Raw genomic sequence first — 23,419 nt, forward strand, 5'->3', positions numbered from 1 at the left:
TATGTGCTGATGAAGAATGAATACAAAGGATGATTTATAGGGGAATCACTGCTAAATCCATCATGTAAACCCTTACTTTTTGACTAGAAGACAACAAAAAATGCAGTTCTCAAATGGAGAGCTGCATTTTTTTAGTTTATTCAATGAATGTAGATTACATATAACGAGCGGTTACCATTTTCTTTCTTGTGTAAAACTCTACTCCGTCTGTTCCGTTCGCATGTAAGTCACCGTAGAAAGAATCCTTCCACCCGGAAAATGGGAAAAATGCCATTGGTGCAGGCACACCGATATTCACACCGAGCATACCTGCGTCGATGTTTTCGCGAAATTCTCTAATGCTTGATGCACTGTCCGTGTACAGGCAGGCGCCGTTCGCAAATTTTGATTGATTGGACAGGTCGATCGCTTCTGTTAGTGAGGAGACACGGACAATGGATAAGACTGGGGCGAAAATCTCGTCCTGCCAAATTTTCATTTGATTTGTGACATGGTCAAAGATCGTTGGTCCAACGAAATACCCTCTTTCTTTTGTTTCAAGGTCTTTCCTGCCATCACGAATGAGGCTGGCTCCTTCTTCAATCCCTGACTGGATGTATTGAAGTGTTCGTTCTTTATGTTCCTTTCGAATGACTGGACCAAGGAAGACCTCTTCATTTATTCCATTTCCAATGACGAGCTCGTTTGATTCATCAACTAATTTTTGAATGAGCTCATCTGCCACTTCTTCTTCCACTGCGACAACGGCCGCAGCCATGCAGCGCTCTCCTGCTGATCCAAAAGCAGCGCCAATGATTTGCTTTGTTGCCGCGTCTAAATCAGCATCTTTGAGAACAATGGAATGATTTTTTGCACCTGCAAGTGCTTGGACACGTTTTCCATGCTCTGTGCCTTTTTTATAGACGTATTCTGCGACTGGCTGAGAGCCGACAAATGAAATGGCTTTGACCTTTTGATGTTCAAGCAGCCCATTGACGACATCGTGAGCCCCATTGACAATGTTGAGAACACCTTTTGGAAGACCCGCTTTTTCAAATAGCTCGGCTAATCGCGTGGCAAGAATAGGCGTGCGTTCTGAAGGTTTTAAAACAAATGTATTTCCGCACGCAATAGCTAGCGGGAACATCCAGCAAGGGACCATCATTGGAAAGTTAAATGGGGTAATACCGCCGATGACACCGATTGGATAGCGGTACATGCCAGATTCGAGTCCAGATGCGATATCTGGTAATTGTTTTCCCATCATTAAGGTCGGTGCACCAGCGGCAAATTCGACACATTCAATTCCGCGCTGCACTTCACCTTTTGCCTCTGTTATACTTTTTCCGTTTTCAATTGTGACGAGTCCAGCCAGCTCATCCCAGTTCTCAACGAGTAACTGTTGGTATTTAAATAAAATGCGTGCCCTGCGGGGAACGGCTGTTTTAGACCAAGTCGTAAACGCTTCCTGTGCTGCGAGTATCGCACGTTCGACATCCTTTTTTGTTGAAAGCGGCACTTCTGCGATGATCTCGCCAGTAGCTGGGTTATATACTGCCTCTGTTTGACTTGTTTCTGCCTCAATCCATTGTCCGCCAATATAATTTTTCAACGTTTGTACATCTGTTTTGGTCATGTTCCCTCTCTCCTTTTTTATGAAAAAATGTCATGCTTACAGGATGTGTATGATCGCCATTGTCTCATCTAATGGGCATCCATCTGTATACACTCTTTGTCAAATGTAATTGTCGTGTTGGTTTACGTTGTGATCAAGAGCTTGTTCTAAGGTGTGAAAAGTTGCAGATATCTATTTGTTTGAGAAAAATCATTCCAGGATGAGGTTTATTCATGGTGTATTTTTGATAAACTGTTGGGTAACTTTAGAAAAACCATAATATTAAAAACGCTTTCAGTCAATCCTCTTTTTGCAGCATAAAAAAACCTGATGCGCGTTGCATCAGGTAGAGGCTGGTTTATTTCTGTAAGTTGGTTGATGCGGTATATTGATTCGGTTCTGAAAAATGCGGGAGCATCTCACCATGTGCTTCAACGAGTTCATCGCATAATTTGATGACGTCATCAATCGATAGTTCAGCGCTTGTGTGTGGATCAAGTAATGCCGCTTGATAAATGTGCTCTTTTTTCCCGCTGATTGCTGCTTCAATTGTCATGAGCTGTGAGCTGATATTGGTCCGGTTGAGCCCAGCCAGTTGTTCAGGGATCTCTCCGACATAGCATGGCATAATGCCGCTCCGATCTGCAACACACGGCACTTCGACACACGTTTTTTCAGGCAGGTTGTGAATGAGACCGCCTGTGTTCAGCACATTCCCGGCAAATTTAAAGGGAACGTTCGTTTCAATCGCTTCAATGATACGAGAACCATATTCTTTTGAGCGAGTATGTGTGATCTGTGTATTGCCCACAAGGTCATGCTTCATGGTATTCCAGTTGTTGATTTGCTCCTCGCAGCGTCTCGGGTATTCATCAAGTGGAATATTAAATTGACCGATCAATTCTGGATAGCGCGATTTGATAAAATAAGGGTGGTATTCGGCGTTGTGTTCTGAGGATTCAGTGACATAGTAGCCGAATTTATCCATCAGCTCAAAACGTACCATATCATGATGCCGTGATTTCTGCTTTTCTTTCGCTCTTCTTTTGATGTCTGGGTACAAATCTTTTCCGTCCCGTTTCACTTCTAATAACCACGCCATATGATTGATGCCGGCAATTTTTTCTTCAATGCCTTCATGATCCATTTCAAGTGATTCAAATAGATCCTTTGTACACACTTGCACGCTATGACAAAGACCGACTGTTTGAACCGGTGTATAGCGCAGCATCGCACCTGTCAGTGTGGCCATTGGATTTGTGTAATTTAACAATAAAGCATTTGGGCAAACCTCTTCCATCTCCTTTGCAAAATCAAGCATCACAGGAATTGTTCGAAGGAAGCGGAAGATGCCGCCGATGCCAACCGTATCTGCAATCGTTTGTCTTAACCCATATTTTTTTGGAATCTCAAAATCAATCACGGTGCTTGGCCGGTAGCCTCCAACCTGGATGGCATTGATTACATATTTTGCATCCATTAAGGCTTCCTTTCGGTTGTGATAGGACTTAATGGTCACATGTGCACCGTAGTTCTCTTTTAAATGGCGGAGCATCGTTTCTGATTCTTTTAGCCGCTTATGGTCGATATCATATAAAGCGAATTCAAAACCGCTTAGTGCAGGGACGAACAAACAATCTCCTAATATATTTTTAGCAAATACGGTACTCCCTGCACCGATAAATGTAATTTTAGACATAGACGACTCTCCTTTTAACATCAAATATGTGGAACTACCCTTTGACAGAGCCTTGTGAAAGCCCTGCGATAAAATATTTTTGCAACAGTAAAAACATCGTCACCATTGGCAGCATCGCAATGAGTGCAGCGGCACCAACGAGCTGGAGCTGATGTTGATTTTGACCAAAAAAATGGGATAGGGCGACTGTGAGTGTATGCATCTCTTTATCTTGCAAAAAGAAGATAGCAAATTGATAGTCGTTCCAAATATACACACAGGCAATGATTAAAACAGATGCGGTAATTGGCTTCAGAAGCGGAAAAACGACGGTGAAAAAAACTCTAAGTGTCCCCGCTCCATCAATACGGGCTGCTTCTTCAAGCTCCTTTGGAATTGTCGACCGGATAAAGCCTGCGTATAAGAAAATGGTTAGCGGTAAAAAAGCAGCGACATTATTTAAAATAGCGATTTGATAGGTGTTCATCATCCCGATTTGAACGACCATTTTATAGAGCGGGACAAGTGCTGTGAGCGGTGGAATAACCATAATAGCGATGAATAAAACATAAACTGCTTTATTAAGCTTTGTGCTTCTTCTTGCGAGCGGATAAGCTGCAAGAGATCCAAGAATGATGAGTAATACAGCGGAGCTGAACGTAATGATCACGGTATTCAAAAAGGACTGACCAAGCTGAGCCTCTGTCCATGCCGTGTGAAAGTTTTCAAGATGAAGTGCTTTCGGAAACAGCCATTTTGAGCTGAAATCACCTATCCCCTTTAATGATGTCGTCACCAAGATATAAAATGGAATGAGATGAAGCGTTGTAATCAAAAGAGCGAGGAAGGTATACCATCTCTTCTTACGTTTAAAGGCGTTATCCATCACACCTCGGTCTCCTTTCGTTTGAAATAAATGAGCGCTGCGGCACTAATGACAAGAATAATGACCGCCATGAAGACTCCTTGTGTTGCTGCATAGCCTGCATCTTGACGTTTGAAATACAGATCATACATAAAGGTTGACATGGATTGCGAGGAATCGCCAGGTCCGCCGCCTGTAAGTGCCACAATGACATCAAAGAGCTTGAGCCCGCCAATGATATTGAGCACAATGTTAATGGTGATGGATGGCATAAGGAGCGGCAATGTGATCCGCCTGAATTGCTGGAGGCTTGATGCGCCATCTAGTTGTGCCGCTTCATAATAATCCTTAGGAATACTTTGCAGGCCTGCTAAGTAAATAATCATTGCAATCCCAACGAATTGATAGGTGTTGACAAGCACAATGATCCATGTGTTTAATTGCGGATTCCCAAGCACATTCATTTGGTCAAAACCGAAAAACATCATCACATCGTTTAAGGCACCACCTTGGTAAGCAAACACAAAATACCAAATATAGCCCATCGCAATCGGACTGATCATGACAGGTAAATAGATGACTGTTCTTGTAATGGCTCTCATCTTTAAGCTTTGATTTAATAAGAGAGCATATCCAAGTCCGATGATATTTTGTAAGATTGTGCTTCCGATTCCGTATAGAAGCGTATTTTTGACTACAAGCCATGTTGTTGGGTCCTGAAGCAGACGTTTATATTGATTAAGGCCCACCCACTCATAAGTTTGTGAGAACCCGTTCCAATTCGTAAAAGAAAGCTGAATTCCGTTCAAAAAAGGATAAACGATAAAGGTACTGACAACGAGAACAGCTGGCATGTACATCCACCAAAGGGATGAATCCTGTCTTCTTTTCATTTTCTGTTTTCGTAAAGAGGTGAATGAGGCTGGCTGCTGTGCTTTTGTGATGTCATTCATTGGCTTCACTCCTGTTTCAGCATGGGCCTGCTATTGTTTTTTCAGACGTTTATATTCCTCTTCCATCTTCTTCGATAATTTCTCTGGTGTGACGGAGCCTGCTAATAATTCTTGACCCGATGTTGCCATGACAGCCCACATGCCGCTTGGTAAGTATTTTCGATCGAAATACGGTTCAATCTTCACCTCTTTATACTCTTCGTAAAACGTAGAGTAATAGTTTTTCGCTTTTACTTGCTTTAAAGCTGCTTCAGAGGATGTGCCTTCTGCGATTTTTTTCACATTTTCAGGCTTTGCGAGAAAATCGATGAATTGTTTTGCTTCTTTTAAATGTTTGGAGTCCTTCCAGGCAGCGACAGTAAACCGTTCTCCTCCAATCCAGCTTTGCTTATCTCCTTCATGAATAGATGGAACAGGCATTGTGCCGACTTTGATCGATGGATTGAGTTCAGATGTTTCAGGTCCTAAAGAGCCTCCGACAAAGGTGAAGGCTATTTTGTTTTGTGCCATCAGTTCAGGTGCTTGAGAGAGTTTTGCTGTGAGGACATCTTTGTTTAAAAGATCTTGATCTTTCAACTCCTCCATGAACTGTGCAAGCGGTGTATAAAGAGACCAATCAAATGATCCGTTTTCAAGTTCTTCTCCGTATTGATGTTTTGGATCGGTGATTAATAAAGGGGTGGCTAGTTCATCAAAAACTTGGGCGATATTTGAGTTGTCTCCTCCTGGTATCCAGAGCGGTACAACCTCTCCTTTGCTCTTTTCTTTAACAGCCAGCAAAGCAGATTTTAGTTCATCAAGTGTTCTAGGAACTTCAATGTGATATTCCTTTAATAGATTGGCATTAAAGCTTAGCCCGTCTTTTGCTTGATTCAGCGGATAAGCATATACTTTGCCATCTTGGTCCTTTAAAATCTGATCGAGTGAAGGATCAAGATGTTTGACCCAATCCATCTCTTTTAAATCAGCCACATACTCGCTATAACGCAGTTTGGCCCAGCCATGTGTGTCAAACAGATCCGGCATATCTTTTGCTCCCATTTTGACGCGGATCATATCTTCATAGCTATTGCCTGGGAAGTTGGCATCGATTCTAATTTGAGGATGCTCCTTTTCAAATTCACGAATCACTTCTTCAAATGTTTTTCTCTCCCCACTATTACTCATCGTCGAAAAGAGAGTCAGGGTGACCTTTCCGTTTGCTTCGGACGTACTGTGATTGCTACAAGCAGACAAAAGAATGGTTAAAACTAAAGCCGCAGTCATGAGCATGATTTTTTTATTCATGGTATCCTCCTTTTAATCACTGAAAATTCAGACGATAATCGGTAGAATTCATGCAGTTGCGGAAACAAAGGAAGTCCATTATACTGGAATTCTATTCTTTTCAAAGAGATAAGAGAGCATACCGGCTGGCTGCCTTGTTCTTTAGCATCATCTGGCCATCATGCTAAGTAGCTTGCTTTCTGCTTTTTTGTCTCTTTTTTGTTTGCTGAAATATTGGTTCACCCCCTTTCATGGATGAGACATGTACTGCCCCGTTCGATGAGTTTTGTTGGCACGACGACTTTTAGAGGGAGCTTTCTGCCGTTTATTCGCTCAAGCAAAAGCTTCAAGCCGACTTCCCCCATTTCTTCTGTATATACTTTCACGGTTGTAAGCGGCGGACTTGAAAATGAAGCAGCTTCAATGTCATTAAACCCAACAATGGATACGTCCAAAGGTACACGTAGACCGGCTTCGTTGAGTGCGCGCATTGCACCGATCGCCATTGAATCACTCCCAATAAAAAAGGCTTGTGGAAGCTTTCCTTTTTTAATAGCTTGTTGCATGAGCGTATAGCCATCTTGCATGGAGTATTCCCCAATGTGAATGTCATCCATATGAAGACCTCCCGCCTCCTGCATTCTTCTCATAAACGTCGTTTGTCTTTCGTCCTCAATTACAGCATTTCCGTCGAAATAATGCTCCCGCTCTTTTCCGCCAATATAGCCTAGATGAGTATAGCCAAGCGATTGCAGGTGGCGAATCGCTCGATCTGCCGCTCTGACAAAATCGACATGCACACAATCATACAAATCTTCATCCGCATAATGATTAATAAAAACAATGTGTTCCATTCTGTTTGTCATTTTTTCAACCGTATCAGGGCTGATTCGTCCAATGACAATCAAACCGTCAATATCCTTTAGCATCGCCCTTTTGTCCATGCTTCTCAGGCGAAAGGTATGGAGGGTAGACAGACCTTGTTTGGCATATTCTTTTTCAATACCTTTTCGAATCGATGAAAAAAAGGGATCATTTAATTCTTCGTCAATGGATTGAGCGACAACGATACCGATGACTGGGGATTCAGATGGGCTGTTTTCCTCTGCTTGATCGGCTTTTCTTGCTCTCACTGGGGTATAGTTTAACTTCTTTGCAATGTCGAGGATGTTTTGTCTTGTTGCGTGAGAAACGGCAAGTGTTTGATCGCCATTTAACACACGGGAGACAGTAGAAACGGATACTTTAGCATCATGAGCAATATCTTTGAGTGTGGTCATAGGCAAACTCCTCTTGGTTTTTGACTAAATATTTACTAAAGATATTTGAAGGATAACACATTAATAAAGCGTTTTCAATTGTGATTTTTTGATTTTTTATTTTGCTTTTGAGTAGTTTTATGGGTTTTAGTAAAATTGCGTAAAAAAAGAGGATTCATTTGATCCTCTTTTAGTCACGTGATTCAATTGAGGCTGTTTCTTTTGTAAACAACTGTTCCATTGTCTGCCAAGCCGTGTCGAGTTGTTTGTGAAGTCCAAATAAACCTGAGTTGCCGATAATATAAATCTCGTTTCCAGCCTCAGCAAGCAGCCGGAACGTGCTCTCATTACAAGAGCCGTCTACTTCAATTGAATATGAGTACCCTTCTTGCTCTTTTATCTTTCTCACCTTTTTGATTTTACAAAGCATTTCTTTAATAAAAGGCTGTCCTGCAAAGCCTGGATCGATTGTCATGATCGTCACTCGGTCTATTAAATGTATAAAGGAATCTAACGCCGAAATTGGTGTGGCGGGGTTTAAGACAAAGCCGACTTTGCAGTCTCTTTGATGAATATGCCGAATGATCCTAAAAACGTCTCTTTGCACGACCTCTGGGTGTAAGCAGATCATGCTTGCGCCTGCATCAATGCAGGCATCGATTAAAAATTCTTGGGGGTACTCTGCCATAAGGTGAACATCAATTGGTTTATCTGTCAGTTTTCTAAGCTCTTCTATGAAAAAGGGTGATAAGGTGATATTTTTCACGTAATGACCATCCATGACGTCGACATGATATCGATCTGCTCTCGTGTTGAGTATATGAATATGTTCGCGGAAGTGCGTTAAATCCATGCACATCAGTGAAGGTGAAAAAATGGCTGTCATTCTTAGGCTCCTCCTTTTTACAGTTGAAATAAAAGCTTGATCATTCCAATCAAGATGCCGATGATACCAAAGTCTGTATCTCCAAAAGTTGTCCCTTCAAAGCCAAGGGTGCCTAGCACAGGTAATAAACAAGCAGGTAAAAAAGAAAGAAGCAATCCATTCACAAAGGCCCCAGCGACAGCCCCTCTCACACCTCCTGTTGCATTGCCATACACCCCTGCTGTAGCGCCGCAAAAAAAGTGCGGAACAAGACCAGGGACAATGACAGTTAATCCAAACAAAGGTAAAAGAAAAATGGATACGATCCCTCCTGCAAAGCTGCACAAAAAACCGATAATGACTGCATTTGGAGCAAATGGAAAAACGGTTGGTGCATCAAGTGCCGGCTTTGCCCCTTTCACAAAACGATCAGCAATACCTTTGAAAGCAGGCACGATTTCACCGATTGCCATCCGCACCCCAGCTAAAATAATGTATACACCAGCAGCAAAGGTAATCGCCTGAATGAGAATGAAGACAGCGAAGTTCGTGCCCCCACTCATTTGTTCTATAAAGGGAATCCCAGCAAACGGTGCAATCGCAAAGAACAGAAAAGCCATCGTGATCGAAATGGCCACAGATGTATCTCTTAGAAAGCCGAGTGATTTAGGTACTTGAATGGTTTCCGTCGATTTCTCTGGACGACCGACCCATTTGCCGATCATTCCCGCTGTAAAATAACCGAAAGTGCTGAAGTGTCCGAGTGCCAGATCATCGCTTCCAGTGACTTTTCTTGTGAATGGCTGAAGAATAGCGGGTGCAATGACCATAGCCGTTCCTAATATAATTGAACCGATGGTGACAAGAAACGCTCCTTGCATACCAGCTGTCGAGAGAACGACTGCGAGCATTGCAGCCATATACAAAGTATGGTGTCCTGTTAAAAAGACGTATTTAAAGGGTGTGAATTTTGCCAATAACAAATTGACCAGCATGCCAAAAATCATAATGAGAGCCGTCTGTGTCCCGAATTCCTTTTGGGCAATAGCCGCCATGGCATCTGTATTTGGGACAACCCCTTGAATATGAAATGCTGCTTCAAACATTTTTCTGAAAACGCCAAGTGAATCAGAGACGACTGTGGCGCCTGCTCCTAATATTAAAAAACCCATCGTTGTTTTTAAGGTGCCTGATACAGTATCGGTAGCTGACTTTTTCTGCAAAAGTAAACCAGCTAGTGCAAACAAACCGATGAGAATGGCCGGTGTGCCCAATATATCGTTCATGATCAGTTCTATCATGATGTAAATCCCCCTTTTTCGTGGCTTAAATGTGTTTACGAAGGACGTCTTTAATGGCTTCCTGGTCTAACAAGTTATTTAATCCAGCGACCGTTCTTGTGCCGTCATCCAGCTGATCGATAATGTCGGTTGCTCCGATATATAGATCGGCCAGTTCATTTTTACTTGTGCTGAGATCGGTATGATCCACTTCAGCTACAAGCCCTAACTCTTCTAATGCTTTTTTGACATTCATTTCTACGATAAAGCTGCTTCCTAATCCGTTCCCGCACACAACAAGAATTTTTTTCATTCTCTTTTTCCTCCTTTATCGTTTTGAAAATTGATTAATTAGTTCTTGAACCGATGCTAATTCACTTGCTTCAACCAATTGCTTCATCCGTTTTTCATCACTTAACAGCATGGTCAGTTGTTTGAGCGCTTTCAGGTGGGTCATACTGTCAATGGCTGCTAGTACGATGACGAGACGAACCTGTTTTTTTTCATCCTTAGAGAAAAAAACGGGCCGCTTGAATGACATGAGTGACATGCTTAATTTGTTCACGCCGTCCTCTGGTCTAGCATGCGGAATGGCTACTTGTGGTGCAATCACAATATAAGGTCCATTTTGATCAACGGATTGAATCATGGCCTCCACATAACCTTTCTGAATGGCATTTTGATCGAGTAAGGGCTGCGCTGCTTTTGTGATGGCCTCTTGCCATGTTTCTGCTGTTTGCTGGAGATGAATGGTTTTTTCTGTTAATAAATCGTTTAACACTGGTTTCCACCCTTTCTGATGGGATACATATGCGGGATGCAGTAGCTCTTTAAGATCACGAAGCAGTGCTTTTTCATTTTGTACGATGGCATGCTGCTGAATGATATTGAATAAAGCGTTCACATTTTTCTCATCAAACCTGATTTCTGCACCTTCCCCATATTGAAGTAAGGTTTTTTTCTCATAGGCAGTGAGAATGGGATGAACGAGGTGAACGGGTTTTCCTTTAAACGAAATAGGTGTTGTTGATACAACAAAGTCAACATCAATGGATGACATTTCTTCATATGAACGCTTTGATAATAGTCCACGCACTTCAATGTAACCGATTAATTCGATAAGCTGTGTTTTCAGCATGTGGCTTGTACCAATTCCTTCGCCGCAAACAATGTATACAGAACGCCGCACAATTGGGGAAATCCCTTCTCTTCTCATCCAACCACCAAAATGCATCGCCACATAAGCTATTTCATGGTCACTTATCTTTGAGCAGGTCGCCTTTTCTAGATGGCATACGACCTTTTGAGTGATGTCAAACACCTCTGGCTGTGTTTTTTTAATAGATTCTGTTAATTCATTGTTGATATCAATGTGATAAATGAGTCTGTAATAGGCTGGGATGAGATGCATTGTTAAGTTGTGCTTCAAGGCTTCGTACTCTTGAAAGGAGATACATGCATACCGCTGAAAATCAACAATCATTTGTCTGGCAATGGTGCGAATGAGATGCTCTTCTGGCCTTTTATTTGATGGAAGCTTTTGTTTCTTGGCACTGAGCCATAGAGTGCTAAGAAAATAGATTTCATCATCATGAACTTGAATGCCAGTTTCTCTTTGAATTCTTGCCATGAAACGAATAGCCGCGAAGCATTCATCTGTTTCCTGTAATGTACGCTTTTCTTCGTTTGAAAGATGTACAGCATGTCCTAGCATCATCCGCTTATAGTAGAAAAAGAGATCCAAAGACAGCTGATCCAGCATGTCATCTGCAAACTCGAGCTTAAGCTCTTGTTCAGATTGTTGGAGGAGATAGTGTAATCTCTTATACGAAATAGGGGCCTTTAACCAAAAAGATGGAAATGCTTTTTCGTTTTTTATCATGGTGCGAATGGTCTGAATATAAGGTTTCAGAGCCAATCGAATCGCTCTTTCTTCTCCTGAAATCAAATAGCCACAGGCTGCCTGGTAGTATAGCGTGAGCTGCTGCTTTGAAAGTGCTTTTTTTAACTGTTTCATATCTTCAAGCAATGTATTTCTGCTCACTTTGGTGAGCTTCATAAAATCCTCTATTTTTAGATATTTCTCACTGCATGCAATGGATAAGAGCAGGATTGCCCTTCTTTCCTTTACACAGGGCTCATAATCGTGACCGACAAGAATGTTGTCAGCTTTTTGAATAATGACTTCTTTTTCATGTGGGTGTAAGTAGTAGCCAAGTTGATCTTTTCGTTGAACGCCGCTAAGCTGATGTGTGTCCAGCCAGCTATTCATGCGTTTGATTTCAGAGTAGACAGTTCGAGTAGAGACATTCAGTCGATTCTGTAAATCTTCAATTGATAAATAAGATGTCGTGTGAATCAGCATTGATAGTAAAGTCGTGCCTCTTTTGGTTAAGTGCAGTTGGAATTCCTCCCTTCTTCTCTTTGGTTATAAGTCTAATCAACTCACATGCGTCAAAGAAGTCCAAATGTTTTCAGCAAATGCTGTGCAGGTTTTTGGGTGGTTCTTTTGTTATAAGAAAAAGCACACCCGTTTGAGTGTGCTTTTAGGCTTGTATACAAAGAGTTCGTGATGGAAAAACTTTGTAATGAGGTCAGATATGTACTGAATAATCTCTTTATTTCTTTTTTGATCCGTCACAATTCTTTTGGCATTCATGATTTGCTCATATGTACAAAATCACCGCAGAACCTAGGCACTTAAGTGCCCAATGCGCTCAGTATCCGCAGATTTTAAACTTAAAAATTTTTTGTTACTTCATGTCCACTGCTTCTTTCATTTCTTCTATTATTTTATTAAGCCACTGTAGAGGATTTAATGAGATCGCTGAAAAGTAGATTTCTGCATTATTTTCGATAAAGCTTTCTTTTTCTTGTATTGTTAAAGTACTATTTAAAAAATCCTGACAATCCTTTATAGTAGACAGCAGACAATCTTTGCTAGCTTCATGAATAAACTTATCTAAGGCTTCTTCTAGTGAATCGATATCCTGATGAAATGCCCCACCTAAAAAATCTTCTAACTCCTCTAAATAATTGTAACTCTCATTCATTGAATCACCCATCATACTATTTATCATAATTATAATCATCAATTAGATCAGTCAAGTTTCAAAACCTTGACTCCGAAAATCTTGTATTGATTTTCAGTGCACATTTTATTTCATTGTTAACTCAGTTGCCACATTAGTAACTCGATTTTTTCTATTAATTCGCCTTTTTGTTTCGTTTCAAATGATGTGACTGGATTTTCCCAATTAAAATCTTCTACTACATCTAAACCATAAACCCCTTCCGGATCTGCTTCCGGATACCATCCGACATCTAGCAATATATTTTTCTTGCTATTCTTGATTTGTAATAAATCTTCAGTGAAATTTAGCCATTTATCATAATCATCTTTATTGAGTAATTCCGGATCTAACTCTGTTAAAGAATTGTAACTAGTTTCCCACCCTGAAGGTATTCTAAGTGGCTGAAGTTTATATTTAGGAAGTTTTTTCTGAATTTTCATTTTAAACACTTACACTCCTTATGATCTTGGTTTAGCCATTTTTAAATACTCTTGTAATCGATTACCTGCTAATGGATGACCATGAAAAACTCCACTTGAAGTTAGTTCTGCTCTAACCCAAGACGTTTCTACTCCTAAATCAAAACCAACTGGACGACCAGTATTATAAATAAAATATACTGCACCTTTCTCGTTTTCTACAATTAATCCTTTTTTTAAAGCTTCTTTCTCAATAACTTTATTTTTTATATCAGGCAAATACTGTGCCTGCTTTCGTCCTGTTTCACTAAATAGCTTAGCTTGTTCAGCTGTTTTGGCTTTTAAATGTTTAAAACCGTGTTCTGTATAGGTAGCATTGTTGATTTGAGTTCTAAAGTCTTTTCTACTGTAGTAGTGGTTATGAGCTATTTTGTCGTGTCTCTTTGAGATGTTTGGAGTTAGTTCCATCTTCCCATGAAACCCTTTCGCCCCAAACGGCAAAAGCATTCCCTGCGCCGCATTCATACTCGCTTCCTGCTGTTCTTTCGAGACCTTATTTCCAAACATATCACGCCCCGTAATCGCTTCGCTGAAGCCGTTGGTGGCGGTGAGGCCATATAAGCCTTTTTGAGAAGTTTTCAACGCATCAAAAGACTTTTGTGATGTCTTGTAAATATCGACTGCTCTGACTGCGGCTGATGTGGCTTGGGTCGTTTTATAGACGGCTTTTCCGCCTTTGAAAATACGCCCTGCCCAGCCGACGATTGGGATATAGCCTGCTGCTGCCATGCCGCCTGCGGCGACGCGTTGTCCTGCTGTAAGTTCTTCGCCTGTGATCGGGTCAACGCCTGTAGCAGCACGTTTTGCATCGTTCACACCTGTCAATTCATTGACGATATTTCCGCCATAATCGAGTGCTTTTTCATGCCAAGGACGGTTGGCGAGGGCTTCTTGTTCCTTTGCGATCTCGCGGGCTTCCTGTTGTTCTTTTTTGATTTGCAGATATTCAGAAGTTTGCTTCTCAATATCGCTTTTTGCTTTGTAGATTTCACTATTTTGATACGCTTTCTTGTCAAAATTCATCGGAGAAATCGCTTTTCCGTCATTTGTGGCATTCATCATTTCTGCGTACAATGCCATTGTAGCCTTCTCCTCAGTCTCTGACAAAGCATATTCATCTTTTAAATGTTGATCAAGCTCTATTAAATCTTTAACCGTTTTTTTTCGTTCATCTTCCGCATCTGCAATCTTTTCATCAAAGGTTTTACTGTCAAATACCTCTAGAGAAATGAGGTCGTCGATGTCTTGAAAAATCGTTTTGAGTGCCTTTTTTTGATCCTTTACGATGCTTTTGGCATTCTTGATTCCCATATGTACTGCATTGTCTAAAAAGTGTTCTTCTACAAAGGTGTCGCCTCCAAAGTTTGTATCATCTAGTGTCCCAGAAACACCTTCATGAAAGGCTTTTTGTTTATCAATGAAGCTGATAAACATGTCTACATTTCCTGCGAGCTCTTTGTAGAAGCTTTTAATGTTATCGGCACCTTTTCCTGTGAAATCATCACCGAGGTTTGCCACGCCTTGTAGTGCCTTTTTTAAATCTATCATTTGTTCGCGGAGTTCCTGGTAGTGTTTTGCCCTTGCGTCCATGGCGCTTGTTAGTGCTTTTGCATCAAGTATCTTCCCCAGAAGAATTCACTCCTTCCTATTCATTGACAAGGTCAATTTTACCAACAGAGGGTTTGTCATTAAATAGGAATATAGATACAAAAACAGTACTTAATATGTAAATGATCAGAATCAGATCCTCGCCATTTTATTTTTCAAAGAAAAGCACACCCTTAACATTGTGCTCTCTTAAAACCTAGACTTAAGCAATTGCAGCTCTTCGTCCATAATATCTGCCGCTTCGGTAATAAATTGAATGATTAAGTCTAATTCTTCTCGTTTGTATTCGTTTGTGAGTTGTTTAGTTGATGCTGATAAGGATTGGAAAAGTTCTTTTACCTGTGATTTCCCTGCCGTTAATGGAACGATGATAACTCTTCGTTTGTCTTTTGGGTCCTTTTCTCTTTTGGCGTAGCCCGCTTTTTCAAGGCGGTCAATCAGAGCTGTGACTGCACCTGAGCTAAGACCTGTTTTTTCACTTAATTCTCCTGCTGTGAGAGGACCGAGTTCGTTTAACAAATCGGCTGATTTCAGGTCTGTTGGGAAAAGGCCAAGCGATTGTGCGGCCGCTTGGTGGAATAAAACCGTTCGTGTGGCGAGGCGCCTCATTGTATGGATGATCAGGTCTGCTCTGTCTTCTGCGTCGTTCTTTATTGACAACTTGTTCTCCTCCCTTTAAAATAAATTATCTTGATCATCAAGATAAATGTTCTCTTACTTTATATTTAAGTTGATCATAGCAAAAATAAGGAGAGAACGTAAGCAGGAGGTAAATGAAATGAATCATGTGGATAAAGGCAAGGTATCCACCCGCTTTGTTGTCATCGGTTTGCTGTTAGGAATTTTTATGGCTGCGATGGACAATACCATTGTTGCAACAGCGATGGGAAGCATCGTAGCAGATTTGGGCAGTTTTGATAAATTTGCTTGGGTGACGGCTTCTTATATGGTGGCAGTAATGGCTGGGATGCCGATTTACGGAAAGCTTTCTGATATGTATGGTCGAAAGCGTTTTTTTCTGTTTGGACTTATTTTCTTTTTAATTGGATCTGCGCTGTGCGGTATCGCACAAACGATGGATCAGCTCATTATTTACCGAGCCATTCAAGGGCTTGGAGGCGGCGCCCTTCTTCCAATCGCGTTTACAATCATCTTTGATATCTTCCCGCCTGAAAAGCGCGGTAAAATGTCCGGTATGTTTGGTGCAGTGTTTGGTTTGTCGAGTGTACTAGGACCACTTTTAGGAGCTATTATCACAGACTCGGTCGGCTGGCATTGGGTGTTCTATATTAATGTGCCAATCGGTATTGTTAGTGTGTTCTTGATTGCAAGATATTATCAGGAATCGCTAGAACACCGCAAGCAGAAAATTGACTGGTCAGGTGCTATTACACTTGTCGTTGCGGTTGTCAGCTTGATGTTCGCACTTGAGCTTGGCGGTAAATCTTATGCTTGGGATTCGGTGCAAATCCTCACACTTTTTGCTGTGTTTCTTGTGTTCGGTACCATCTTCTTTATTGTGGAACGTAAAGCGGAGGAACCGATTATTTCATTTTGGATGTTTAAAAATCGTTTGTTTGCGACATCACAAATTTTGGCGTTTTTATATGGTGGAACATTTATTATTCTTGCCGTCTTCATTCCTATTTTCGTTCAGGCGGTGTACGGTGAATCTGCGACAAGTGCTGGATTCATTTTAACACCGATGATGATAGGGTCTGTCATTGGCAGTATGATTGGCGGAACGATGCAGACGAAAGTGCCTTTCAGACGTCTTATGACGATTTCTGTTATCTCATTTTTCGCGGGGATGCTGCTGCTTGCCAATATGTCACCTGATACAGCTAGACTGTGGCTCACTCTCTTTATGATGATAGCAGGCTTTGGAGTTGGCTTCAGCTTCTCCCTTCTGCCGTCAGCTTCGATGAATGATCTTGCCCCTCGCTACCGAGGCAGTGCAAACTCAACCAATTCATTTATGAGATCACTTGGGATGACACTTGGTGTCACGATTTTTGGGACGATTCAAACCAATGTCCTAACGAATCGTTTAGCAGATGCTTTTAGCGGAATGAAAGGCGCCCCTTCTCAAATAGGCGATCCACAGGCCATTTTTCAAGAAGGTGCCCGTTCACAAATTCCGCCTGATATTTTAAATAAAGTCATCGATGCGATGTCACATAGTATTACGTACGTATTTTTAATTGCGTTATTCCCTATTGCCCTTGCGGCGATTACGGTATTATTTATGGGAAATGCACGGGTACGCACATCAAATGAAATGAAAGAAAGCGAATAATGTGAAAAAGCAGAGCGTTAACGGCTCTGCTTTTTTTCTTATTGATATAACGGTTGGGCTTTACCTTCACTGCCTACGATCTGTATTTTCGATTGGACCATATCTTTTGCTGCTTGTTTTGCTTTTTGTAAATACATACGTGGATCTAAGCTTTCCGGTTCGTTTGAGAAATGATCACGGATGGCTTCAGAGTACGCATTTTTCAATTCAGTTGAGACATTGACCTTTGCCATACCAAGTGCCACACATCGTCTGACGTCTTCATCCGGTACAGCGGAACCACCGTGCAATACAAGTGGAACATCGATCAGCGCTGCAATTTGTTCAATGCGGTCAAAGTCAATATCCGGTACTCCTTTATAAATGCCGTGAGCAGTACCAATAGCAGGTGCTAAAGTCGGTACCCCAGTTTCTTCTACAAATTGACGACATTCTGATGGAATGGCTTTTTCAGCGTCTTTTTCATCGACGACAATATCATCTTCGACACCGCCTACCTTGCCTAATTCTGCTTCGACATTTACTCCTACTTTTAATGCGAGGTCCACGACTTCTTTTGTACGGCGTACATTTTCTTCATATGAATGCATGGATGCATCGATCATAACAGATGTATATCCCGCTCGTATACAGGTGAGAATGACATCAAAGTCCGTGCAGTGATCAAGGTGCAGACCGATGGGGATTTGATATTGATCAGCTGCTGCCTTGACGGTATCTGCAATCGCTTTTGCCCCAAGAGATTGAACCGTTCCAACCGTTGTTTGTAAAATGACAGGTGACTTTAATTCTGCGGCGGTTTCGAGCACCCAATAAATACTGTCAAAGGAATGTACATTGAATGCAACAATTCCGTATTTTTCTTTTTTTGCAACCTCAAGCATCGGTGTTGTTGAAAGTAAAGGCATGATCAAACATCCTCTCTTGTTAAAATATCTGATTTTAATACAGTCAGCATGTCTTCATTTGTTCTTGTTTCCAGCAGCTTTTGTCGTTTCGCTTCATCCATTAAACCTCTTGAAAGAGCAGAAAGTGCTTTTAAATGAGTGGTTCCTGCTTCATTTTTTGGGATCAATAAGGATAAGAAGAAAAAGCAAGGCTTCCCATCAAAAGCATCCCATTCAATGCCTGTTTCCGTGCGGACGATCACGAGCGCTGGTTTTGTGATGGCTTCTGTTTGTGTATGCGGAATGGCAAATCCATCTTGAAATCCAGTTGTGCTTAGTGCTTCCCTTTCAGCTAAGCCTTTTTTGACATCTTCTGGTGATGTGCAAATGCCTGCTTTGTAGGCAATGTCAGCAATGGCTGTGAAAACGCCAGCTTGTGACGACGCGGTTTCATGAAGATTCATATAAATATGTTCCATCATTTCTCTTCCTCCCTATTAAACTGCGGGTTTGTCTATTTTTTTACGGTAAAGTCCGTATAGAATGGCACCTACAAGTGATCCAATCAGTATGGATAGTACCCACTGAAATGCACCTGTGACGACTGGAAGGACAAGGAATCCACCATGCGGAGCTGGAACCTGTACGCCAAATAGATACGTCAATATAGCTGAGATGGCTGAGCCAAACATGATAATTGGCAGGACTACGACCGGGTTTTTGGCCGCAAATGGGATGGCCCCTTCTGTAATATGAGTCGCCCCAAGAATATAGTTGATCATCCCAGCATTTCGTTCTTGTGGTGTGAAATGTTTTCGGAAAATGGTGGTGGCAATCGCAATGATCAGTGGTGGCGTGATACATGCTGCAGACACACCAGCCATAAAGTAAAGGTTGCCTTGTGCAAGTAATGCCGTCCCTGTCACATAGGCTGCTTTGTTAAAAGGACCGCCCATATCAAATCCACACATCGCTCCAACAATTAAACCTAAGAGCAACGGATTCGTGGATTGTACAGCTGAAAGGAAATCCATTAATGAATTATTTAGCCCTGTGATCGGAACTAATAGTGGTGTCATCACAGCCCCAATTAAGAAAATACCGATCACAGGATAGATGAAGATTGATTTTAAACCGTCAAGTGATGCCGGCAATTTTTGAAGCAGGAATTGAAGGAATACGATGATATAACCTGCTGCAAAACCTGCGATAATACCACCTAAAAATCCAGCACCTCCATCATTTGCAAGCAGTCCGCCGATAAACCCAACAACCATCCCTGGGCGTCTGGCGATTGAATCAGCGATAAATGCTGCTAAAATCGGCACCATTAAGCTAAATCCGAGTCCACCAATGTTTTTTAAATAGGCAGCAAACGGATGATACGTTTCATGCTGAGGATCAGCAGAGTAGATACCAAATAGGAATGAAATGGCAATTAAGACCCCGCCTCCAACAACAAATGGCAGCATGTGTGAGACACCGTTCATTAAATGTTTGTAGATGGTGTGTATCCACTTATTCGCCGATTTTTGTTGAGTTGGTGAAGAAGCTGGAGCTTTCTCCGCTCCAGAAGCCCTTCCTTTCACTTGATGAACAGGTGCATCTCCATTGATAATGCCTTGGATCAATTCATCTGGCGTGCGGATGCCTTTTGCTACAGGCACTTCAATCAGTGGTTTGCCGTGAAAACGATCTGTATTCACATCTTTGTCAGCTGCGACAATGACCCCGTCGGCTTCGAGAATGTCTTGATCGGTTAAAGCGTTTTCAATTCCTACTTGACCATGCGTTTCAACTTTGATGTCAACCCCTAATTGCTCAGCAGCTATTTTTAATGCTTCAGCTGCCATAAATGTATGTGCAATGCCTGTTGGACAGCCAGTTGCAGCGACAATTTTTTTACGGCTCATGTCTATTCCCCCTTATATCTTGTCAATGTGTACTTGCTCAATTAATGAATGAATGTCATGTAAATCACTTAATCCTTTAGAAAATGCAGTAGATGCGCCCGTTGCAATACCATAGCGTAAGCATTCTTCAGGTGAATGACCTTCAAGCTGTTTACTAAGAAAGGCAGCGAGCATTGCATCTCCAGAACAAGCTGTGTTTACCACAGTACCAGTCGGTGCGTTTCCCTTGAAGATGGCGTCTTTCGTGATGAATAAAGCCCCTTCTCCTCCGCGGGAAACAAGCACTTGCTCTGCACCCATTTCAATGAGTTTTTCTCCTGATTGAATGAGTTCTTTTTCTGACATAGGATGTGTTTTGCCGAAAAAAGCAGCGATTTCTTCTTCATTCGGTTTTAATAAATACGGCTTGAATTGAAGTGTGTCAAGAACTGCTGCGGAGCTTGTGTCTAAAATAAACTTGACGTTGTGCTGATGACAAATAGCTGCTACATCTGAAAAAATGCTGGCTGGTACGCCCTTTGGTAGGCTGCCTGACATAATCAGGATGTCCCCCTGCGGGATGGCCGCTATTTTTTCACGAAAGGTGTGAAGTGCTTTTTCTTCAATTGCAGGTCCCTGGTTCACGAGCTTGTATTCTTCTGTCGTATTAATAAAAACATTAATGCGTGTAATTCCTTCAACTGAGATAAAATCGGTTTGAATGGAAAGGTCCTTTAAGGATTGTTCAATATAAGAGCCTGAAAACCCAGCAATAAATCCTAATGCAGTGCTGGTGAATCCATATTTCTTTAGCATAATGGAGACATTGACTCCCTTGCCATTCGGCTGATAATCTTCATCTTCCGTGCGGTTGACTGCATTTGCCTTCATTTCTTTTAATGCAATATATAGGTCAATAGCAGGATTTAAGGTGCAGGTATAAATCAATTGGTTTCACCTTCTTTCTTTTCTCTAAAGAAAGTATCTCATACGTTTGAGTGAAAATGTTTTCAGATTGTGTAAAGGTTTTCATGATAAAAAGCCTTCTAGATCAAAGTCTCGAAGGCTTTTTTATGGTTATTTCATTCGGATCACATAGGCATCTAATAAAATGCGGGCAATGACATGAAGAGAGAGGCGCGACCTGACTTCATAATCTGGAAAGAAAGATTGTTCGCCTTTATATCCAACTAGAGTCATATCTGATATTTTGCTTAATGTAGAATCTATTCTTGTGGTGACGGTAATGGTCGTGACTTGCTTCATGCTGAGATTTTGGCACGCTTCAACGAGCTCGGCTGTTTCGCCATTTAATGAAACAAAGATCGCAAGTTCGTTTTTACTGATGTCTCGCGATTTCAGCCGAATAATATTCGGATCGTCATGTACTTCGCATGTTTTTCCGATGAGCTGTAATTTGATGGTCATCTCTTTGGCAATCATCTCTGAGAAGCCTCTGCCGAAAATATAAATTTTGTCCGCATTATGTATTTTTTGAACGGCATCTTCAATTTGTCCAATGCTTTGCAGTTGAATCGTCTTTAAAACCTCTTCTTCATTTTTTCGAATCGCCAATTTAATGTCTTCATCAATGTTTTTAAGCTGATCACTTGCATCGGTCATTTTCTTTTCTTGTTTCAATCGATATTTAAAGGATGTATAGCCATTGTAACCAATTTTTTTCATGAGTCTGACAATCGTCGCTGTCGAGACATTGGCTCTTTCACTTAATGTGACGATGGATAAGGTGGAGATATCCTCTAAATGCTGGTGAATATAGTTGAGTAAATAACGTTCTGTTTCACTTAACGTTTGATACACTTCGCTTGGAATGTTAAACAGTGGTTCGTTCAATTTGATTCCCCCTTACTCACTTCATACTATAATTAAATGCCCAATAAAAACAAGATGATTCTTTTGTCATATATTTTGTGGATACATCACCATGAGTGAAATTTGATTTTTCACATACACTAAGGAAAAGTTGTGTCTGTTTAAAAGGAGCTGATCCCTATGCTTTATCTTTTGTTTTTTCTTATTCTTGTCTATGTCGTCTATGTATTTTTGACCGCATTTGTAATGTTTTATTTACCGATACGAAAAACATGCAAAGAACATTGTATTTATAAAGCCTCCTCTATCTCAGGAGACGATCAGGGGACAAATCAAGTGATGCTTCTTGACGACGGGTTTGAGTCTGGTCAGGTGAGGATCCAAATGATTCGTGAGGCAAAGAAGCTGATCCGCCTCAGTTACTATTCTATTCAAAAGGGGAAAACAGCCGAATGGGTATTAGGTACTTTAATAGAAGCAGCTGATCGAGGTGTGAAAGTGCAGTTGTTATTAGACGGCATCTGTCACAGTTTGCGCGGGCCGCTGAAGCATTTGCGCTATGCGGTAGCAAATCATCCGAATATGTCCATTCGTTTTTATGAGCCCTTTCGTTTGTTCAAGCCTTGGACGTGGCATAATCGTCTACACGATAAGCTACTGCTAGCAGATGGCCGAGTAGCTGTGATGGGCGGGAGAAATATCGGTGATAAATACTTTGCAGATCAGCCGCCGAAAGATTTTGCTTTTGACCGTGATGTGCTGCTTTATAACGCGAAAAAAGGAAAAGTATTAGATGAAATGGAACAATATTTCGTTTATCTATGGAATCATCATTTTACGAAAAGAACTAAAGATGTATTCTCCAAGAAAAAAGCGAAAAAAGGGTTAAAGCTGAGAAAACAGCTGCTCAGATCCTATCAAGAAGCTGTGCGCACGAAAGAACCTTTTGTGATGTCCTCCTTTGATTGGGAAGCAGACGCCACTTCTGTGAAACAGATTGCCTTTTTCACAAATCCTGTGGAACGCTTCAATAAGCGGCCGCTTGTGCTGAAAAAGCTGAACGATCTTGCGCACCGGGCAAAGCGTTCTGTACTTATACAAACGCCTTATATCATTCCAACACGCCCAATGAAAGCCGGACTGACCCCCTTATCTAGTGAGATCCAGACGACAGTTGTCACGAATTCTCTTACAGCGACGCCAAATCCGTTGGCCTTTGCCGGATATTTAAGCACAAAAAAAGAACTGATGAAAACAGGCGTTCATTTGTATGAATATGAAGGGCCATTTTCCATTCATGCGAAATCAATGGTGATTGATGACTACTTAAGTATTATCGGAACATATAACTTAGATGCGAGGTCTAGTTTTTTAAACACAGAGTCGATTTTGGTTATTGACAGTGCCCCGTTTGCATTATCACTTACGCAGGCAATCGAACGGAAAATCGCCTACAGTTATCTCGTTGCTAAAGACCGAACAGCCTATCAGACGAGTGCTTATGGGCAGAAAAAAAAGCCTTTGATGAAAAGGCTCCTTTTAAATGGATTATCTGCGATAACGGTATTATGGCGGCGATTAATTTAA

At 41.4% G+C, this 23,419-nt stretch carries 20 protein-coding genes and 1 pseudogene; 2 read left to right on the plus strand and 19 right to left on the minus strand.

Features of this window, described 5'->3' with window-relative positions; all coding sequences use genetic code 11:
* Window positions 1-154 precede the first annotated feature (154 nt).
* The 14 genes from C5695_RS09265 to C5695_RS09330 form a co-directional block, all read right to left on the minus strand.
* The gene (locus tag C5695_RS09265) at window positions 155-1,615 is read right to left on the minus strand and encodes a CoA-acylating methylmalonate-semialdehyde dehydrogenase (protein WP_117730475.1); all 1,461 of its coding nucleotides are present in this window, start codon (window positions 1,613-1,615) and stop codon (window positions 155-157) included.
* A gap of 337 nt (window positions 1,616-1,952) precedes the next feature.
* Complete coding sequence (locus C5695_RS09270; RefSeq protein WP_117730476.1) at window positions 1,953-3,293, minus strand: alpha-glucosidase/alpha-galactosidase; 1,341 nt, start codon at window positions 3,291-3,293, stop codon at window positions 1,953-1,955.
* Window positions 3,294-3,327: 34 nt separating this feature from the next.
* Window positions 3,328-4,158 carry a carbohydrate ABC transporter permease gene (locus tag C5695_RS09275; RefSeq protein ID WP_117730477.1) on the minus strand — a complete coding sequence of 277 codons (831 nt, stop codon included), beginning with the start codon at window positions 4,156-4,158 and terminating at the stop codon, window positions 3,328-3,330.
* On the minus strand, window positions 4,158-5,090 hold the full coding sequence (locus C5695_RS09280) for a carbohydrate ABC transporter permease (RefSeq protein ID WP_117730478.1): 933 nt from the start codon (window positions 5,088-5,090) through the stop codon (window positions 4,158-4,160). The genes C5695_RS09275 and C5695_RS09280 overlap by 1 nt, the downstream gene beginning before the upstream one ends.
* A gap of 30 nt (window positions 5,091-5,120) precedes the next feature.
* The gene (locus C5695_RS09285) at window positions 5,121-6,377 is read right to left on the minus strand and encodes an ABC transporter substrate-binding protein (RefSeq protein ID WP_117730479.1); all 1,257 of its coding nucleotides are present in this window, start codon (window positions 6,375-6,377) and stop codon (window positions 5,121-5,123) included.
* Window positions 6,378-6,595: 218 nt separating this feature from the next.
* Window positions 6,596-7,636, minus strand: a complete 1,041-nt coding sequence (locus C5695_RS09290) for a LacI family DNA-binding transcriptional regulator (RefSeq protein WP_117730480.1) — start codon at window positions 7,634-7,636, stop codon at window positions 6,596-6,598.
* A 169-nt stretch (window positions 7,637-7,805) separates the two neighbouring features.
* Complete coding sequence (alsE, locus tag C5695_RS09295) at window positions 7,806-8,501, minus strand: D-allulose 6-phosphate 3-epimerase (protein ID WP_117730481.1); 696 nt, start codon at window positions 8,499-8,501, stop codon at window positions 7,806-7,808.
* 17 nt (window positions 8,502-8,518) lie between these two features.
* Window positions 8,519-9,781 (minus strand): PTS ascorbate transporter subunit IIC, encoded by a 1,263-nt coding sequence (locus C5695_RS09300; protein ID WP_117730482.1) that lies wholly within the window; start codon window positions 9,779-9,781, stop codon window positions 8,519-8,521.
* A 25-nt stretch (window positions 9,782-9,806) separates the two neighbouring features.
* Complete coding sequence (locus C5695_RS09305) at window positions 9,807-10,073, minus strand: PTS sugar transporter subunit IIB (RefSeq protein ID WP_117730483.1); 267 nt, start codon at window positions 10,071-10,073, stop codon at window positions 9,807-9,809.
* A 15-nt stretch (window positions 10,074-10,088) separates the two neighbouring features.
* Window positions 10,089-12,161 carry a BglG family transcription antiterminator gene (locus tag C5695_RS09310; RefSeq protein ID WP_262379068.1) on the minus strand — a complete coding sequence of 691 codons (2,073 nt, stop codon included), beginning with the start codon at window positions 12,159-12,161 and terminating at the stop codon, window positions 10,089-10,091.
* 352 nt (window positions 12,162-12,513) lie between these two features.
* Window positions 12,514-12,813 (minus strand): contact-dependent growth inhibition system immunity protein, encoded by a 300-nt coding sequence (locus tag C5695_RS09315; RefSeq protein WP_117733063.1) that lies wholly within the window; start codon window positions 12,811-12,813, stop codon window positions 12,514-12,516.
* A gap of 116 nt (window positions 12,814-12,929) precedes the next feature.
* The gene (locus tag C5695_RS09320) at window positions 12,930-13,274 is read right to left on the minus strand and encodes a hypothetical protein (protein ID WP_117730485.1); all 345 of its coding nucleotides are present in this window, start codon (window positions 13,272-13,274) and stop codon (window positions 12,930-12,932) included.
* A gap of 18 nt (window positions 13,275-13,292) precedes the next feature.
* Window positions 13,293-14,903 (minus strand): ribonuclease YeeF family protein, encoded by a 1,611-nt coding sequence (locus tag C5695_RS09325; protein WP_233230817.1) that lies wholly within the window; start codon window positions 14,901-14,903, stop codon window positions 13,293-13,295.
* A 207-nt stretch (window positions 14,904-15,110) separates the two neighbouring features.
* A complete protein-coding gene (locus C5695_RS09330; protein ID WP_233230851.1) occupies window positions 15,111-15,530 on the minus strand; it encodes a MarR family winged helix-turn-helix transcriptional regulator in 420 nt (139 codons plus the stop codon).
* A gap of 169 nt (window positions 15,531-15,699) precedes the next feature.
* Here C5695_RS09330 and C5695_RS09335 point away from each other — a divergent pair.
* Window positions 15,700-17,218, plus strand: a pseudogene (locus C5695_RS09335) (MDR family MFS transporter); the annotation flags it as partial.
* A gap of 40 nt (window positions 17,219-17,258) precedes the next feature.
* Here C5695_RS09335 and C5695_RS09340 read toward each other — a convergent pair.
* The 5 genes from C5695_RS09340 to C5695_RS09360 form a co-directional block, all read right to left on the minus strand.
* Window positions 17,259-18,128, minus strand: coding sequence for a class II fructose-bisphosphate aldolase (locus C5695_RS09340; protein ID WP_117730489.1), 870 nt, complete (start codon window positions 18,126-18,128; stop codon window positions 17,259-17,261).
* 2 nt (window positions 18,129-18,130) lie between these two features.
* The gene (locus C5695_RS09345; protein WP_117730490.1) at window positions 18,131-18,589 is read right to left on the minus strand and encodes a PTS sugar transporter subunit IIA; all 459 of its coding nucleotides are present in this window, start codon (window positions 18,587-18,589) and stop codon (window positions 18,131-18,133) included.
* A gap of 15 nt (window positions 18,590-18,604) precedes the next feature.
* Window positions 18,605-20,020 (minus strand): PTS fructose transporter subunit IIC, encoded by a 1,416-nt coding sequence (locus C5695_RS09350; RefSeq protein WP_117730491.1) that lies wholly within the window; start codon window positions 20,018-20,020, stop codon window positions 18,605-18,607.
* A 12-nt stretch (window positions 20,021-20,032) separates the two neighbouring features.
* Window positions 20,033-20,947 carry a 1-phosphofructokinase gene (gene pfkB / locus C5695_RS09355; RefSeq protein WP_117730492.1) on the minus strand — a complete coding sequence of 305 codons (915 nt, stop codon included), beginning with the start codon at window positions 20,945-20,947 and terminating at the stop codon, window positions 20,033-20,035.
* 129 nt (window positions 20,948-21,076) lie between these two features.
* Complete coding sequence (locus C5695_RS09360; RefSeq protein WP_117730493.1) at window positions 21,077-21,853, minus strand: MurR/RpiR family transcriptional regulator; 777 nt, start codon at window positions 21,851-21,853, stop codon at window positions 21,077-21,079.
* Window positions 21,854-22,012: 159 nt separating this feature from the next.
* Here C5695_RS09360 and C5695_RS09365 point away from each other — a divergent pair, with 159 nt between their 5' ends.
* Complete coding sequence (locus C5695_RS09365) at window positions 22,013-23,419, plus strand: phospholipase D-like domain-containing protein (RefSeq protein WP_117730494.1); 1,407 nt, start codon at window positions 22,013-22,015, stop codon at window positions 23,417-23,419.

Source organism: Bacillus pumilus (assembly GCF_003431975.1).
GTDB lineage: Bacteria > Bacillota > Bacilli > Bacillales > Bacillaceae > Bacillus > Bacillus pumilus_N.

What these genes read in the sequence shown, in the direction of transcription:
- C5695_RS09275 (WP_117730477.1), bottom strand. Translation starts at nt 4,158, where the DNA reads ATGGATAACGCCTTTAAACGTAAGAAGAGATGGTATACCTTCCTCGCT.
- C5695_RS09300 (WP_117730482.1), bottom strand. Translation starts at nt 9,781, where the DNA reads ATGATAGAACTGATCATGAACGATATATTGGGCACACCGGCCATTCTC.
- alsE (WP_117730481.1), bottom strand. Translation starts at nt 8,501, where the DNA reads ATGACAGCCATTTTTTCACCTTCACTGATGTGCATGGATTTAACGCAC.
- C5695_RS09270 (WP_117730476.1), bottom strand. Translation starts at nt 3,293, where the DNA reads ATGTCTAAAATTACATTTATCGGTGCAGGGAGTACCGTATTTGCTAAA.
- C5695_RS09345 (WP_117730490.1), bottom strand. Translation starts at nt 18,589, where the DNA reads ATGATGGAACATATTTATATGAATCTTCATGAAACCGCGTCGTCACAA.
- C5695_RS09265 (WP_117730475.1), bottom strand. Translation starts at nt 1,615, where the DNA reads ATGACCAAAACAGATGTACAAACGTTGAAAAATTATATTGGCGGACAA.
- C5695_RS09365 (WP_117730494.1), top strand. Translation starts at nt 22,013, where the DNA reads ATGCTTTATCTTTTGTTTTTTCTTATTCTTGTCTATGTCGTCTATGTA.
- C5695_RS09290 (WP_117730480.1), bottom strand. Translation starts at nt 7,636, where the DNA reads ATGACCACACTCAAAGATATTGCTCATGATGCTAAAGTATCCGTTTCT.
- C5695_RS09340 (WP_117730489.1), bottom strand. Translation starts at nt 18,128, where the DNA reads ATGCCTTTACTTTCAACAACACCGATGCTTGAGGTTGCAAAAAAAGAA.
- C5695_RS09285 (WP_117730479.1), bottom strand. Translation starts at nt 6,377, where the DNA reads ATGAATAAAAAAATCATGCTCATGACTGCGGCTTTAGTTTTAACCATT.
- C5695_RS09315 (WP_117733063.1), bottom strand. Translation starts at nt 12,813, where the DNA reads ATGAATGAGAGTTACAATTATTTAGAGGAGTTAGAAGATTTTTTAGGT.
- C5695_RS09320 (WP_117730485.1), bottom strand. Translation starts at nt 13,274, where the DNA reads ATGAAAATTCAGAAAAAACTTCCTAAATATAAACTTCAGCCACTTAGA.
- C5695_RS09330 (WP_233230851.1), bottom strand. Translation starts at nt 15,530, where the DNA reads ATGAGGCGCCTCGCCACACGAACGGTTTTATTCCACCAAGCGGCCGCA.
- C5695_RS09280 (WP_117730478.1), bottom strand. Translation starts at nt 5,090, where the DNA reads ATGAATGACATCACAAAAGCACAGCAGCCAGCCTCATTCACCTCTTTA.
- C5695_RS09350 (WP_117730491.1), bottom strand. Translation starts at nt 20,020, where the DNA reads ATGAGCCGTAAAAAAATTGTCGCTGCAACTGGCTGTCCAACAGGCATT.
- C5695_RS09305 (WP_117730483.1), bottom strand. Translation starts at nt 10,073, where the DNA reads ATGAAAAAAATTCTTGTTGTGTGCGGGAACGGATTAGGAAGCAGCTTT.
- C5695_RS09325 (WP_233230817.1), bottom strand. Translation starts at nt 14,903, where the DNA reads ATGGACGCAAGGGCAAAACACTACCAGGAACTCCGCGAACAAATGATA.